The 14,894-nt window shown below is 73.0% G+C and carries 11 protein-coding genes; 9 read left to right on the forward strand and 2 right to left on the reverse strand.

What is annotated here, in order from left to right:
- Positions 1–38: 38 nt before the first annotated feature.
- Positions 39–2,738 (forward strand): helix-turn-helix transcriptional regulator, encoded by a 2,700-nt coding sequence (locus tag P1K89_RS16955; protein ID WP_284617667.1) that lies wholly within the window; start codon positions 39–41, stop codon positions 2,736–2,738.
- 22 nt (positions 2,739–2,760) lie between these two features.
- On the opposite strand, the gene P1K89_RS16960 is transcribed toward P1K89_RS16955, so the two are convergent.
- Positions 2,761–5,169, reverse strand: a complete 2,409-nt coding sequence (locus tag P1K89_RS16960; protein ID WP_284617668.1) for an MASE3 domain-containing protein — start codon at positions 5,167–5,169, stop codon at positions 2,761–2,763.
- A 175-nt stretch (positions 5,170–5,344) separates the two neighbouring features.
- Positions 5,345–5,776, reverse strand: coding sequence for a hypothetical protein (locus P1K89_RS16965; protein ID WP_284617669.1), 432 nt, complete (start codon positions 5,774–5,776; stop codon positions 5,345–5,347).
- A 240-nt stretch (positions 5,777–6,016) separates the two neighbouring features.
- Here P1K89_RS16965 and P1K89_RS16970 point away from each other — a divergent pair, with 240 nt between their 5' ends.
- The 8 genes from P1K89_RS16970 to P1K89_RS17005 all read left to right on the forward strand — a co-directional run bounded on the left by P1K89_RS16970 (position 6,017) and on the right by P1K89_RS17005 (position 14,891).
- Entirely contained in the window at positions 6,017–6,865 is an 849-nt protein-coding gene (locus tag P1K89_RS16970) for a TauD/TfdA dioxygenase family protein (RefSeq protein ID WP_284618037.1), read from the forward strand.
- Between the two features lie 43 nt (positions 6,866–6,908).
- Positions 6,909–7,967 carry a beta-keto acid cleavage family enzyme gene (locus P1K89_RS16975; protein WP_284617670.1) on the forward strand — a complete coding sequence of 353 codons (1,059 nt, stop codon included), beginning with the start codon at positions 6,909–6,911 and terminating at the stop codon, positions 7,965–7,967.
- Positions 7,964–8,557, forward strand: coding sequence for an RBBP9/YdeN family alpha/beta hydrolase (locus P1K89_RS16980; RefSeq protein ID WP_284617671.1), 594 nt, complete (start codon positions 7,964–7,966; stop codon positions 8,555–8,557). Before P1K89_RS16975 ends, P1K89_RS16980 begins: the two co-directional genes overlap by 4 nt.
- A gap of 30 nt (positions 8,558–8,587) precedes the next feature.
- The gene (locus tag P1K89_RS16985; RefSeq protein WP_284617672.1) at positions 8,588–9,580 is read left to right on the forward strand and encodes a quinone oxidoreductase family protein; all 993 of its coding nucleotides are present in this window, start codon (positions 8,588–8,590) and stop codon (positions 9,578–9,580) included.
- A gap of 37 nt (positions 9,581–9,617) precedes the next feature.
- On the forward strand, positions 9,618–10,997 hold the full coding sequence (locus P1K89_RS16990) for an MFS transporter (protein ID WP_284617673.1): 1,380 nt from the start codon (positions 9,618–9,620) through the stop codon (positions 10,995–10,997).
- Between the two features lie 24 nt (positions 10,998–11,021).
- On the forward strand, positions 11,022–12,662 hold the full coding sequence (locus P1K89_RS16995) for a 3-(methylthio)propionyl-CoA ligase (RefSeq protein ID WP_284617674.1): 1,641 nt from the start codon (positions 11,022–11,024) through the stop codon (positions 12,660–12,662).
- Between the two features lie 76 nt (positions 12,663–12,738).
- Positions 12,739–13,854 carry a YeiH family protein gene (locus P1K89_RS17000; protein ID WP_284617675.1) on the forward strand — a complete coding sequence of 372 codons (1,116 nt, stop codon included), beginning with the start codon at positions 12,739–12,741 and terminating at the stop codon, positions 13,852–13,854.
- A 29-nt stretch (positions 13,855–13,883) separates the two neighbouring features.
- On the forward strand, positions 13,884–14,891 hold the full coding sequence (locus P1K89_RS17005; protein WP_284617676.1) for a Bug family tripartite tricarboxylate transporter substrate binding protein: 1,008 nt from the start codon (positions 13,884–13,886) through the stop codon (positions 14,889–14,891).
- The last annotated feature ends 3 nt before the right edge of the window (positions 14,892–14,894 follow it).

Consider the following 14,894-nt stretch of genomic DNA (forward strand, 5'->3'; position numbering starts at 1 on the left):
GCTGCCGCGTGGCGCGGCGGTTACGATGGCCGTCGACCGTGGCCACGCTCCTTCCTTCCGGCACCACCGGCGCCCATGACGACCTGCTGCTGCGGATCGCGCCGCCGCGCGTGCCGCGCCACCTGCTGGCCCGCCCGCGGCTGGCGGCCGACGCACCGCGCTGGCGCGACGCCCCGGTGCGGCTGGTGCAGGCGCCGGCCGGTTTCGGCAAGACCTCGCTGCTGGCGCAGTGGCGGCGCGAGCACCTGGCGCACGGCACGGTGGTGGCGTGGTTCACCGCCGGCGAACGGGATGACCCGCCGCGCCTCCTGCGCGGGCTGACGCTGGCGCTGCGCGCGGGCGCCGGCCGTCCGACCTTCGGCCACACGGTGCTGGAGGGCGGCGCGGGCGGCCTGACCGGGCTCGAGGCCGTCACCGCCTGGCTCGCCGAGCTCGCGCACAGCGCGCTCGACACCGTGCTGGTGATCGACGAGGCCGACCGCCTGCCCGAGCCCACGCGCGACGTGCTGGCCTACCTGCTGCGCAACGCGCCGCCCAACCTGCGCGCGGTGGTCGCCGCGCGCATCGATTGCCGGCTCGGGCTCGACGACCTCGTGGCCTACGGCGACTGCGTCGCGCTCGGCCCGCCGCAGCTGGCCTTCGAGCTGGCCGAGACGCTGGACCTGGTGCGCCAGCGCGGCGGCGGGCAGGTGGCGGCCGACGACGCGGCGCGGCTGCACGAGCTGACCGAAGGCTGGCCGCTCGGGCTGCAGCTGGTGCTCGCGGCGCTGGCGACGGCGGGTGATGCGCGCACGGTGCTGGCCTCGATCGGCGGCCCTGGCGTGCAGGGTGGCAGCGGCGGCGCCCTGCACGAGCAGCTGGTCGGGCTGCTGCTGGCCAACCTGGCCGACGACGATGTCGCCTTCCTGACCCGCATCGCGCCGCTGGAGTTGCTGCATCCCGACCTGTGCAGCGCGCTCGCCGGCGAGCCGGCCGCGCCGCGGCTGGCGCGGCTGGCGCGCGACACGCCGGTGTTCGCGGTGGCCGAGCAGGGCGACTGGCTGCGCCTGCATACGCTGGCGCGCGAACTGCTGCGGCGCCGCTTCGCCGCGCTGCCGGCGGACGAGCAGGCGGCGCTGCACGGCGCGGCCGCCGACTGGCTGGCCGCCGAGGGTTTCATCGAGGACGCCGCGCGCCATGCCTTCTCAGCCGGCCGCGCCGAGCAGGCCTACGTGCTGGCCGAGCGCAGCCTGTACGACTCGCTGGTCTCGCGCGGCCGCCAGGGCGCGGTGCTGGACTGGCTGCAGCGCCTGCCGCAGGCCGAGCTCGACCGGCGCCCGCGTCTGCTGCTGGCCGCGGCCTGGACGCTGGGCCTGAGCGACCGCCATGCCGAGGCCGGCCGCTTCGTCGCGCGCATCCTCGCGCAGCCCGAGGTCGACGACGCGCTGCGCTGCGAATGCGCGCTGATCGAGAGCGGCGCGGCCGTCTTCGCCGACGATCCCGACCGCTTCGCCGCGCTGCACGACCCGTGGGCGGACGCGCCGCCGCTGCGCGGGCCGGTGCTGCTGCAGGTGCATGCCAACCGCACCGCCTTCCGCACGCTGATCGAAGGCGAGCCGGCGCTGGCGCGCCTGCGCCAGCAGACCGCGCCGGTCTTCGAGCACGGCCCGGCACTGGCCTACGTCGACCGCTGGCGCGACTTCATCGTCGCGCTGAGCTACCTGTGGGAAGGGCAGGCGCTGCTGGCCGAGCAGCTGCTGCTGCCGACCTTGGCGCGCGCCGAGGCCGACCTCGGCCGGCGCAGCGTCTTCGCCTGCATGCTGGCCACCTTGCGCGCGGCCGCGCTGTGGGAACGCGACCGGCCGGCGGAGGCCGTCGCGCTGCTGGCCAACCGGCTCGACGTGATCGAGCGCAGCGGCCTGCCGGAGACCGTGCTGCTGGCCTTCCGAACGCTCGCGCGCATCGCCGCCGCCGACGGGGCCGAGCACCGCGCGCTGGAACTGCTGGCCGCGCTGGACGCCGTGGCCGTCGCGCGGCGCCTGCCGCGCCTGCGCATCGCCAGCCTCGCCGAGCAGGCGCGGCTGCACGCGCGCCGCTACCGGGCCGAGAGCTGCCGCGCCGCGCTGGCGCAGATCGACGCGTTGCTGGCCGATCCGGCGATGCCGGCGGGCCGGCTGTGGCGCCGCAGCGTCGAGCAGCTGCGCGAGGCCGCGGCCGCGCACGTGGCCATCGCCGCGCAGGCCTGGCGCGCCGCGCTCGAGCCGCTGCAGCGCGCCGACGCCGCGGCGCAGGCGCTCAAGCTCGGCCGCCTGCACATCGAGCTGCTGGGGCTGCGCGCCTTCGCGCTCGACCGCTGTGGCGAACGCTCCGAGGCGCTGCTGCGCGAGGCCACCGACCTGGCCGAGGCCTACGGGCTGCAGCGCGTCTTCACCGACGCCCATCCGGACCTCGGCCGCTGGGTGGCCGGCCAGCGTGCAGAGCCGCCGGCCGCCGCGGCCCCGGCCGCGCCGCCGCCGGTCCCCGCGGCCGCGGCGGCGCTGCGCGCCACGCCCAGCCTGGCGCTGACGCCGAAGGAGCGCGAGGTGCTGGCGCTGCTGGCGCGCAACCTGTCGAACAAGGAGATCGGCCTGGCGATGCAGGTCGGCGAGGAGACGATCAAGTGGCACATGAAGAACCTGTTCGCGAAGCTCGATGCCGGCACGCGCAAGCAGGTGGTGCAGCGCGCACGGCTGCTCGGGTTGCTGGCGGCGGCGGACTGACGCCGCCCGCGGCCGGCCGCGGCTAACCCTTCGAAGACGCGGCCACGGCCGGCGGCGCCGCCGGCAGCCAGCGCAGCAGCGTGCGCAGCAGTGCATCGACATCGAAGGGCTTGGTCATGTAGTCGTTCATGCCGGCGGCCAGGCAGGCGCGGCGCACCTCGTCGGTGGCGTGTGCGGTCATCGCGACGATCGGCAGCGCCGGCCGGTGCGGCTGCGCGCGCACGCGCCGCGCGACCTCGAACCCGTCCATGCCGGGCAGCTCGACGTCCAGCAGCACCAGGTCCACCGGCGTCGACGCCAGCAGCCGCAGCGCCTCGTCGCCGCTGGTGGCCACGCTGACCCGCATGTGCGCAAGCTCGCGCAGCACGTGGCTGGCCAGCAGCTGGTTGAGCTCGTTGTCGTCGACCAGCAGCACATGCCGGCCGCTCAGCGGCGCCCAGTCCGCCGGGTCGGCGTGCGCGGCGTCCGCCAACTCGCCGGCCGCCGGCGCGGCCACCGCCTGCAGCGGCACCTCGACGCTGAACGCGCTGCCCGCGCCGGGCGTGCTGGACGCCGCGATGCGGCCGCCCATCAGCTCGACCAGCTGCCGGCTGATGGCCAGCCCGAGCCCGGTGCCGCCATAGCGCCGCGACGTCGACTCGTCGGCCTGGGTGAAGGGCCGGAACAGCCGCTCCAGCTGGTCCGGCGCGATGCCGATGCCGGTGTCGACCACCGCGGCGCGCAGCAGCACGCGGCCGCCGTCGGCCGGCGCCGCCGACAGGCTCAGCTCGACCTGGCCGGCCTGCGTGAACTTCACGGCGTTGCCGCACAGGTTCACCAGCACCTGGGCCAGGCGCTGGCGGTCGCCGAGCAGCCAGGCGGGCACGTCGGGCGCGACCCGCACGACGAAGTCCAGCGCCTTCTGCCGCGCCAGTACGCCGACGATGGCCTCGACGTGCGCCAGCAGCTCGGACACCGCGAAGCGCGTCGGCGCGAGCTCCAGCCGGCCGGCTTCGATCTTCGAGAAGTCGAGGATGCGGTCGATCACGCCCAGCAGCGTCTGCGCGGCCAGCGTCGCGCGGGCCAGGTGCGCGCGCTGGGGTCCGGGCAGGTCGCCGCGCTGCGCCAGCTGCAGGAAGCCGAGCACCGCGTTCATCGGCGTGCGGATCTCGTGGCTCATGTGCGCGACGAAGGCGCTCTTGGCGCGGCTGGCCGCCTCGGCCGCCGCTTGCGCCTGGCGCGAGGCTTCGACCGCCTGCTGAGGCCGCAGGTCGCGCAGCATCGCGGTGGTCAGGCGCTGCGCGCCGCGGCCCACGCTGCTCAGCGACAGCTCCAGCGGCAGCGCGTCGCCCGACACATGCCGGCCCTCGATGCGCACGCGGCGCCCCGCGCCGTCGGCCGTCGCCGGCGACGCCACCAGCGCGTCGAGCCAGTCGGCCGTCGCCAGCGGCAGCATGCGCTGCAGCGGACCGCCCATCGCGGCCTCGGCGGACAGGCCGAAGAGCGCCTCGGCGGCGCGGTTGAAGACGACGATGCGCTGGCCGGCGTCGACCGTGACGATCGCGTCCAGCGTGCCGCCGACCACCGCGTCGAGCTGCTGCTCGCGCTCGGCGATGCGGCGCCGGCTGTCGCGCAGCGCGTCGAACGGCCGCCGCATGCTGGCGACGAAGGTCGCGCGGTACAGCAGCGCGTAGCCGGCCAGCTTGAACAGGTGGCCGAAGATGTTCTCGAAGTCCGACGGTTCGAGATAGGCGGTGAACGCCAGCTCGCCGATGCCGACGACGAAGGCCGAGGTGGCCAGCAGGTAGTACTGCGGCCGGCCGCCGGCCCGCGCGCGCCGCCACAGCAGCACGGCGACGGCGAGGTTGGCCGCGCACAGCGCCACCTCGTAACCGGCCTTGAACGGCGTAACGCCCTGGCCCGGGACGAAGGTGGTCGGGAAGGCGAGTGGCGTCCACGAACCCCAGGCCACGAGGGCGGCCGCGACGGCGATCCCGCCGACCAGCGCGGGACGCCGCGGCAGCCGCAGGCCGAAGCCGAGCGCGGCCAGCGTGGCGACCTCGGCGCTGCGCCCCATCAGCCAGAAGAAGATCGCCCGCGGCGTCGAGGCCGGGCCGAGCAGCGGCGGCATGCCGGCGTAGGTCAGCGCGTGCACGAGGTCGCACACCCCGACGACGAGGAAGCCGGCCATCAGCACATGCCCGGCGCCGGCGCCATCGCCCTCGAAGGCATGCCAGCCGACGGCGACGATCAGCGCCGCCACCACCACCGCCACCAGCTCCAGCGCCAGGTGCACCGACAGCATGCTGGTGCCTTCGTGCGACCACTGCGTGAACGGCGGCGCGGCCATCATCACGGCCAGCGCCAGCAGCGCCAGCAGCGCCAGCAGGCCGACGGCCGAGCACGCGCGCACCAGCCGCCGTTCTTCGGTGCTGCGGTCGCTGGGGGCCATCCGGAGCATCTTGCCGCAAAGCGGCGTTCTCGGCAGTCGGGCCCGGCGCGCCGGGCGGCGTGGCGTCGTTCGCCGCCAACGCCGGCGGCCCCCCTCTCGCCTGGGGGGCCGCCGCACTTGACATGGATCTAGTCTGCGGCGGGCCGCCCACGGGCACGTCGTGCCGCCCCGGCCGTCATTCGGCGTCCGGGCGGCGCGGCGCCGCCTGTGATTGCCGGGCGTAGGCGAGGGCATCCGACAGCCGGTCGTAGCGGTAGCCTTCGAAGCGGTAGATGCGATCGACCAGTTCGACGCCGAGCGTGCCCATCAGGGTCCGCTGCGCATCGGTGGGCGGGCTGAAGGCCGCGGGCGCCAGCAAGGTGTTGCTGCGCTCGAACTGCGGTCGCGACACCATCAGGCTGGCATAGGCCATCGCATCCGCCAGGTGGTCGTAGCGGAAGCCGTTGTACAGGTACTGCGCGCCGTCGAAGCTGACGAGCAGCGTCTTCATGCGGCGTTCCTGGTCGTCGGCGGCCGACGGCGCGGCGGGTGCGCCTTCGCTGGTGAAGAGCTCCTGCGCGGCCGCGTCCTGGCGCTCGTCGGTGGTCCTGCGGGGTGTTCGCGACATGGCCGCCTCACTGCTGCAATGGGCGACTGTGCGCCGCAACGCCGCCGCGGGTCTGTTCGGGAGCGCACGCCGAGCGCCGCACCCCCCCTCCGCGATGGGGGGGTCCGGCAGGGGGTGTCTTCCTACGATGACATCAACCCCTCGAATCCGGAGACCCGCGTGATGTCCTCCTCCACCGCCCCGGCCGCCATCGCCGCCTCTGCCATGCCCGCGGTCGTGCGCGCCGCCTCGCTCGGCTCGATGCACGCGGAACCGCTGACCTGCGCGATCGGCGCCGAAGTGTCCGGCGTGCACCTGGGCGCCGCCGCGCGCGACGCCGGCACGATGGCCGAGATCCGCGCGCTGCTGCTGAAGCACCGCGTGCTGTTCTTCCGCGGCCAGGACATTCACCGTGCCGAGCACGTCGCCTTCGCGCGCCACTTCGGCGAGCTGGAGGACCACCCGGTGGCCGGCAGCGACCCCGAGCATCCGGGGCTGGTGCGCATCTACAAGTCGCCCGACACGCCGAACGACCGCTACGAGAACGCCTGGCACACCGACGCCACCTGGCGCGAGAAGCCGCCCTTCGGCTGCGTGCTGCGCTGCGTCGAATGCCCGCCGGTGGGCGGCGACACGATGTGGGCCAACATGGTGCTGGCCTACGAACGCCTGCCGGACGCGGTGAAGGCGCAGATCGCCGGCCTGCGCGCCCGCCACAGCATCGAGGCCAGCTTCGGCGCCGCGATGCCGGTCGACAAGCGCCTGGCGCTGCACGCGCAGTTCCCGGATGCCGAACACCCGGTCGTGCGCACGCATCCCGAGACCGGCGAGAAGGTGCTGTTCGTCAACGCCTTCACGACGCACTTCACCAACTTCCACACGCCGGCCAACGTGCGCGTCGGCCAGGACTACACGCACGGCGCGCCGGCGCTGCTGCAGTACCTCGTCAGCCAGGCGCTGATCCCCGAGTACCAGGTGCGCTGGCGCTGGCGCCGCAACGACGTGGCGATGTGGGACAACCGATCGACCCAGCACTACGCGGTGATGGACTACCCGCCGTGCCACCGAAAGATGGAACGTGCGGGCATCGTCGGCGACACGCCGTTCTGACGCCTCCCTCCCCGAACCCCAACTTCCGAAAGACGCAGCCACCATGAACTTCCTCGACGGATCGCTGTTCCCCGAGAACCAGGACAAGCTGGTCATCACCGCCGCGCCCTATGGCCCCGAGTGGATCCCCTCGGACTTCCCCGAAGACATTCCGGTGACGATGGCAGAACAGGTGCAGAAGGCGGTGGACTGCTGGAACGCCGGCGCCACCGTGCTGCACCTGCATGTGCGCGAGCTCGACGGCTCTGGGTCCAAGCGGCTGTCGAAGTTCAACGAGCTGATCGCCGGCGTGCGCAAGGCCGTGCCCGAGATGATCATCCAGGTCGGCGGCTCGATCTCGTTCGCGCCGGAAGGCGAGGGCGCCGACGCCAAGTGGCTCAGCGACGACACCCGCCACATGCTGGCCGAGCTCGACCCGAAGCCGGACCAGGTGACGGTGACCGTCAACACCACGCAGATGAACGTGCTCGAGCACATGGAGGCCGCCGACGTCGCCGGCACCTCGCTGGCCGAGCCGCAGAACCGCGCCGCCTACCGCGAGATGGTCGTGCCCTCGGGCCCGGGCTTCATCGAGGAGCACGTGAAGCGCCTGTCGGCGCGCGGCATCCAGAGCGCGTTCCAGTTCTACAACATCAACAGCTACGAGACCGTCGAGCGGCTGATGCGCCGCGGCGTCTACAAGGGCCCGCTGGTGATGAACTGGGTCGCGATCAGTGGCGGCATGGACGCGCCGAACGTCTACAACCTGTCGAACTTCCTGCGCGCGATCCCCGACGGCGCGGTGCTGACGGTGGAGAGCAGCATGCGCAACGTGCTGCCGATCAACATGATCGGCATGGCGCTCGGCCTGCACGTGCGCTGCGGCATCGAGGACAACCTGTGGAACCAGGCGCGTACCGCGAAGATGGGCACGGTGCAGCAGATCGAGCAGCTGGTGCGCATCGCGCGCGAGTTCGGCCGCGAGGTGGCCACCGGCAAGGAGGCGCGCGAGATCTGCAAGATCGGCGTGTTCTACGACAGCGTCGAAGAGACGCTGGCCGCCAACGGCTTCGCGCCGAACCCGAAGGGCCGGCAGCAGGGTTACCTGCGTCAGGTGGCGTGACCATGGCCCGCCAGCCGACCGTGCTGATCGTGCCGGGGCTGCGCGATCACGTCGAAGGCCACTGGCAGACGCTGCTGGCCGCCGACCTGGCGCTCGCCGGCCGGCCGGTGGTCAGCGTGCCGCCGATGGGCCGCGAGGACCTGGACTGCGCGGCGCGGGTCGCGGCGATCGACGCGGCGGCGTGCTCGATCGACGGCCCGTTGATCATCGTCGCCCACAGCGGCGGCTGCGTGATGGTGGCGCACTGGGCGCGGCAGACGACACGCGCCATCCAGGGCGCGCTGCTGGCCACGCCGCCCGATTTCGAGCGCCCGCTGCCCGACGGCTATCCGACGCTCGCCGCCTTGCGCGCCGGCGGCTGGCTGCCGGTGCCGCGCGTGCCGCTGCCCTTCGACAGTCTGGTGATCGCCAGCCGCAACGACCCGCTGGCGGGTTTCGAGCGCACCGCCGAGCTGGCGTGGTGCTGGAACAGCCGGCTCGTCGACATGGGCCACGTCGGCCACCTGAACCCGGCCTCCGGCCACGGCCGCTGGCCGCTGGCCGAGCTGTTCATCGAGCACTTCACGAACGTGCCGGCCGCCACGGCCTGAGCACGACCGAACACTCCAGGAGACGAGACCATGGCCCACGCCATCCGATTGCACGAGACCGGCGGTGCCGAGGTGTTGACGCTGCAGACCGTCGAGGTCGGCGAGCCCGGCCCCGGCCAGGCGCGCGTGCGCCACAGCTACGTGGCGGTGAACTTCATCGACATCTACTTCCGCACCGGACGCTACCCGATGCCGCTGCCCAACGGGCTGGGCTCGGACGCGGTCGGCCTCGTCGAGGCGGTGGGCGAGGGCGTGGACTGCGTGCGCCCCGGCGACCGCGTCGGCTACCTGCTGGGGCCGCAGGGCGCGTACAGCGACGTGCGGCTGATGCCGGCGGAGGTGCTGATTCCGCTGCCTTCCGATGTGAGCGACAGCACGGCCGCCACGCTGATGATGAAGGGCCTGACCGCGCAGTACCTGTTCCGCCAGGTCTACCCGCTGTCCGGCGGCGAGACCATCCTGTACCACGCGGCGGCCGGCGGGGTCGGCCTGGTCGCCTGCCAGTGGGCGCGCGCGCTCGGCGTCACGATGATCGGCACCGTGTCGACCGACGAGAAGGCGGCCGTGGCGCGGGCCCACGGCTGCGCGCACGTGATCGTCACCGGGGGCCTGACGCCCGAGGAACTGGCGCGCGAGATCCCGAAGCAGGTGCGCGAGATCACGCAAGGCCGCGGCGTGCCGGTGGTCTACGACTCGGTCGGCAAGGACACGCTGGAAGCCTCGCTGAACAGCCTGCAGCCGCGCGGCTCGCTGGTCAGCAACGGCACCAGCTCGGGCCCGGTGGTGATCGACACGATGCAGCTGGCGATGAAGGGCTCGCTGTGGGTCACGCGGCCGGCGATGGTGCACTACGCGATGCCGCGCGCCAACATGCTGGCGATGGCCGACGAGCTGTTCGGCCTGGTCAGGGCCGGCCACATCCGCAGCGAGCCGAGCCAGGTGTTCGCGCTGGCCGACGCGGCCGAGGCGCACCGCGCGCTCGAATCGCGCCGCACCACCGGCGCCACCGTGCTGGTGCCCTGAGCCCGCCCCGCCTGCCAACGCCCGAAAGGAGCGTGCGATGAACCTGCACGACGCACCCGGCCGCCCGAACCCCGACCAGTACCTGCACGGCCGCGGCGCCGCGTGGTTCGCCTTCTCGATGACGCTGGGGCTGATGGTGGTCGACTACGTCGATCGCCAGGTCATCGTCTCGCTGTTCCCCTACATGAAGCGCGACTGGGGGCTGTCGGACAAGCAGCTCGGCGCGCTGGTCTCGGTGGTGTCGATCACCGTCGCGCTCGGCGCGCTGCCGGTGGCGCTGTTCGCCGACCGCGCCAGCCGCGTCAAGAGCATCGTCGCGATGGCCGCGGTGTGGAGCGTGGCCACCATCTCCTGCATGTTCACGCGCGGCTATGGCCAGCTGCTGGCCGCGCGTGCCATGGTCGGCCTCGGCGAAGCCGGCTACGGCTCGGTCGGCGCGGCCTTGATCGCCAGCCACTTCCCGGCGCGGCTGCGCGGTGCGCTGCTGGCCGGCTTCTTCGCGTCGGCCTCGATCGGCTCGGTGCTCGGCGTGATGCTGGGCGGTCTGATCGCCGCGCGCTGGGGCTGGCAGGCGGCCTTCGGCGTCGTCGGCGTGCCGGGGCTGCTGCTGGCGCTGCTGTACCTGAAGGTGCGCGACTACCGCACGGTGGCGCTGACGCCGCGCCTGGAGCGCGCGACGCAGTCGGCCACCGCGACGATGCGCGCCATCGCGCAGCGCCTGCTGCAGTCGCGCACGATGCTGTGGGTGTGCATCGGCGGCGCGGCGCAGCTGGTCGTGGTCTCGGCCGTGTGGTCGTGGCTGCCGAGCTGGCTCAACCGCGTGCACGGCATCGAGCCAGCGCGCGCCGCGGTGATGGCCGCCGGCGTGGTGCTGTGCGGCGCGGTCGGCAGCGTGCTGTGGGGCGCCGTGGTGGACCGCGCCGGTGCCCGCCGGCCGCGCGCGAAGCTGCAGCTGCTGGCGACGCTGTGCCTGGTGTCGCTGGTGGTGCTGGTGGCGGCTTTCGGTCTGCCGAAGCTCGGCGTGCTGCTGACCGCCGGCCAGCAGTACGCACTGATCGCCGTCGGCGGCCTGCTGATGACCTGCAGCGTCGGCCCGGTGTCGGCCATCGTCATCGACGTCGTGCATCCCGGCGTGCGGGCCACCGGCGCCTCGGTGCTGGCGCTGTTCCAGAACCTGTTCGGCCTGGCCGCCGGTCCGTTCATCGCCGGCCTGCTGTCCGACCGCTTCGACCTGAACACCGCGCTCGCCGTGATGCCGGCCTTCAGCGTGCTGGCCGCCGGGGCCTTCTGGCGGGGCACGGCGACCTATGAAGGCGACCTGCGCCGCTGCGCGGACGCCACGGCCGAGACCGCCGCCGCGCTCGACGCATGCGCCGCTGCGCCGGCTTCCCCGCTGCCGCAGCGTGCGGCCGCCTGACGTCTCATTCCAACGGAGTCCATCATGCTCGGACAGATGATGCAGCAGCCGCTGCTGATCTCCAGCCTGCTCACCCATGCTGAACGCCACCATGGCGACCGCGAGATCGTCTCGCGCCGCGTCGAGGGCGACCTCCACCGCTGCACCTACCGCGACCTGGGCCGCCGCGCCCGCCGGATGGCCAATGCGCTGAAGGCGCTGGGCATCGGCTTCGGCGACCGCGTGGCGACCTTGGCCTGGAACGGCTACCGCCACCTCGAGCTGTACTACGCGGTGTCCGGCTCGGGCGCGGTGCTGCACACGCTGAACCCGCGCCTGCACCCGGACCAGGTGGTGTGGATCGCCGACCATGCCGAGGACCAGGTGCTGTTCTTCGACCTGACCTTCCTGCCGCTGATCGAGGCCATCGCGCCGCGGGTGAAGACGATCCGGGCCTTCGTCGCGATGACCGACCGAGCGCGGCTGCCGGCGCAGTCGGCCATCCCGAACCTGCTGTGCTATGAGGACCTCGTCGACGCGCAGCACGATGACTTCACCTGGCCCGAGTTCGACGAGCAGAGTGCGTCGTCGCTGTGCTACACGTCCGGCACCACGGGCCACCCGAAAGGCGTGCTGTACAGCCACCGCTCGACGCTGCTGCACACCTTCGCCGCGGCGCTGCCGGACGGCCTCAGCTGCTCGGCGCGCGACACCGTGCTGCCGGTGGTGCCGATGTTCCACGTCAACGCCTGGGGCCTGCCGTACATCGCCTGCATGGTCGGCGCCAAACTGGTGTTCCCGGGGCCCTTCCTCGACGGCCGCAACCTGCACGAGCTGTTCGAGACCGAGGGCGTGACGATGAGCGCCGGCGTGCCGACGGTGTGGCAGGGGCTGCTGGCGCACGTCGAGGCCAACAACCTGCAGTTCACGACGATGCGCCGCACCATCATCGGCGGATCGGCCTGCCCGCCGTCGATGATGCGCGCCTTCCAGGAGCGCTACGCCGTCGAGGTACTGCATGCCTGGGGCATGACCGAGCTGAGCCCGCTGGGCACCGCCTGCACCCTGAAGCCCAGGCAGCTCGCGCTGCCGGACGACGAGCGCCTGGCCGTGCAGTCCAAGCAGGGCCGCGTGGTATTCGGCGTCGACATGAAGATCGTCGGCGACGATGGCCGCGAGCTGCCGCACGACGGCCAGGCCTCGGGCGAGCTGATGGTGCGCGGGCCGTGGGTGGTGTCGCGCTACTTCAAGGGCGAGGGCGGCGACCCGCTGGCGCATGCGGACGGCAAGGGCTGGTTCCCGACCGGCGACGTCGCGACCATCGATCCCGACGGGTTCATGCAGATCACCGACCGCGCGAAGGACGTCATCAAGTCCGGCGGCGAGTGGATCGGCTCGATCGACCTGGAGAACATCGCGCTGGCCCATCCCGGCGTCGCGCAGGCCGCGTGCATCGCCGCGAAGCACACGAAGTGGGACGAACGGCCGCTGCTGGTGGTGGTGAAGAAGCCCGACGCCCAGCTGACACGGCAGGACCTGCTGCGTTTCTACGAGGGCAAGATCGCCAAGTGGTGGACCCCGGACGACGTGGTCTTCGTCGAGTCGATCCCGCTCGGCGCCACCGGCAAGGTGCAGAAGAACCGGCTGCGCGAGCAGTTCGGCGAGCACCTGCTGGCGACGGCCTGACGCTGGTGCGGCGATCGCCTTCGCCCCCTCTTCGGCAGGGGGGTCGGGGCGGCCGTTGCGCGTACGCTGGCAACCCATGAAGACAGCCCCCAGCGCCACCCTCGATCCCGGCGCCTGGCGCGTGCGCGGCCAGACGCTGTTCCCCGGCGTGCTCGCCAGCATCGTCGTCGCCGCGGCGGCCACCTTCCTGTCGCAGCACTACGGCGCGCCGGTGATGCTGTTCGCGCTGCTGCTCGGGCTGGCGATGAACTTCCTGTCGCAGTCGCCAGCGGCCCTGCGGGCCGGTCCGCTCGAGGAGGACCAGCCGCCCCGGGGCGGCCCGGCGGCGGCCGACGCGCCCTGTGCCGCCGGCATCGAGTTCACCGCCCGCACCGTGCTGCGGATCGGCGTCGCGTTGCTGGGCCTGCGCATCACGCTGGCGCAGATCGCCGAGCTGGGCGTGACGCCGGTGAGCATCGTGCTCGTCTCGGTCGTGCTGACGATCGGGCTGTCGATGCTGGCCGCGCGCGCGCTCGGCTTCAACACGCTGTTCGGGCTGCTCAGCGGCGGTGCCACCGCGATCTGCGGCGCCAGCGCGGCGATGGCGCTGGCCGCCGCGCTGCCCGCCCATCCGCAGAAGGAGCGCGCGACGCTGTTCACCGTGGTGGGCGTGTCGGCGCTGTCGACGCTGGCGATGATCGTCTACCCGATGGTCGTGCGCGCCTTCGGCCTGGACGAGCGCGCGGCCGGCGTGTTCCTCGGCGGCACCATCCATGACGTCGCGCAGGTGGTCGGCGCGGGCTACAGCCTGTCGCACCAGACCGGCGACGTCGCCACCTTCGTCAAGCTGATGCGGGTGGCGATGCTGCTGCCGGTGATCGTCTTCGCGGTGCTGCTGACGCAGCGGCAGAGCCCGGCCGACGCTGCCGGCAATGCGGCTGCCGCCGGCCCGCGACCGCCGCTGCTGCCGGGCTTCGTCGTCGGCTTCGCGGTGCTGGTCGGCGTGGCCAGCACCGGCTGGCTGCCGCCGGCGGTCACCGCGTTCGGCAACGACGTCTCGCGCTGGTGCCTCGTGGCCGCCATCGCCGCGATCGGCATGAAGACCCAGTTGAAGGACCTGGCGACCGTCGGCTTCAAGCCGGTGGCGCTGATGCTCGGCGAGACGGTGTTTCTCGCCCTGCTCGTGCTGGCGCTCGTGCGCTGGCTGCCGTGATCCCCTCCTTTCCCGCCAGGAAGGCTTGCATGAACCCCAATGACTCCGTCCGCACCCGGCGCCGGCTGGCCTTCGCCGCCGCGCTGGCCACCGCCTGCAGCACGCTGCTGCCGCTGCCCGCCGCGGCACAGAGCCCGAAGTGGCCCGACAAGCCGGTGCGCCTGCTCGTCGCCGGCCCGCCCGGCGGCTCGGCCGACATCCTGGCGCGGCTGCTGGCCGACCACCTGGCCCGGGACATCGGCCAGCCGGTGATCGTCGAGCCCAAGCCCGGCGCCGGCGGCATCCTGGCCGTCAACGAGCTGAGCCAGTCGCCACGCGACGGCCACACGCTGCTGGTGGCGGTGAACTCGCTCGTCAGCGAGATCCCGCACATCGTGAAGAGCAAGCTCGACATGGCGAAGGAGCTCGTGCCCTTGGCTGAGCTGGCACGCGGTGGCCTGGTGCTGGTGGGCCACCCCGCGGTGCCGGCGAAGACGCTGCCCGAGCTGATCGCCTACGCGAAGACGAAACCCGGGCAGCTGAACGTGGCGTCGTACACCGCCGGCACGCTGTCGCACCTGATCGGCCTGCAGCTGAACAAGGCCGCGCAGATCGAGCTGGTGCACGTCGGCTACAAGGGCTCGACGCCGGCGCTGCAGGACGTGATGGGCGGCCACGTGCCGCTGATGTTCGACGGCGTCGCCACCTCGCTGCCGCTGCTCAAGGGCGGCCGCATCAAGGCCTTCGCCGTCAGCACGCCGAAGCGGCTGGCGCTGCTGCCGGACGTGCCGACCTTCGCCGAGCTGGGCTATCCGCAGCTGGAGGCGGTGGCCTGGATGGGCCTGTGGAGCAAGCCGGACGTGCCCGCCGCGCTGCAGCAGCGGGTGCGCGAGGCGACGCTGAAGGCGCTGGCGCAGCCGGGCGTGAAGGAGCGGCTCGCGGAGGTGGGCTTCGAGCCGGGCCAGCCGCGCAGCGTCGACGAGATGGGCAAGGCGCTGCGCGCGGACTACGAGCGGGTGGGCGCCTTGTTGAAGTCGATCGACTTCAAGCCGGAGTAGCCG

Origin of the sequence: Aquabacterium humicola, from assembly GCF_030167915.1 — a bacterium.
Classification (GTDB): Bacteria; Pseudomonadota; Gammaproteobacteria; order Burkholderiales; family Burkholderiaceae_C; genus Pseudaquabacterium; species Pseudaquabacterium humicola.

Coding starts and splice junctions, on each gene's coding strand:
- P1K89_RS17000 (WP_284617675.1), top strand. CDS start 12,739: ATGAAGACAGCCCCCAGCGCCACCCTCGATCCCGGCGCCTGGCGCGTG.
- P1K89_RS16970 (WP_284618037.1), top strand. CDS start 6,017: ATGCACGCGGAACCGCTGACCTGCGCGATCGGCGCCGAAGTGTCCGGC.
- P1K89_RS16990 (WP_284617673.1), top strand. CDS start 9,618: ATGAACCTGCACGACGCACCCGGCCGCCCGAACCCCGACCAGTACCTG.
- P1K89_RS16960 (WP_284617668.1), bottom strand. CDS start 5,169: ATGGCCCCCAGCGACCGCAGCACCGAAGAACGGCGGCTGGTGCGCGCG.
- P1K89_RS16975 (WP_284617670.1), top strand. CDS start 6,909: ATGAACTTCCTCGACGGATCGCTGTTCCCCGAGAACCAGGACAAGCTG.
- P1K89_RS16985 (WP_284617672.1), top strand. CDS start 8,588: ATGGCCCACGCCATCCGATTGCACGAGACCGGCGGTGCCGAGGTGTTG.
- P1K89_RS17005 (WP_284617676.1), top strand. CDS start 13,884: ATGAACCCCAATGACTCCGTCCGCACCCGGCGCCGGCTGGCCTTCGCC.
- P1K89_RS16965 (WP_284617669.1), bottom strand. CDS start 5,776: ATGTCGCGAACACCCCGCAGGACCACCGACGAGCGCCAGGACGCGGCC.
- P1K89_RS16995 (WP_284617674.1), top strand. CDS start 11,022: ATGCTCGGACAGATGATGCAGCAGCCGCTGCTGATCTCCAGCCTGCTC.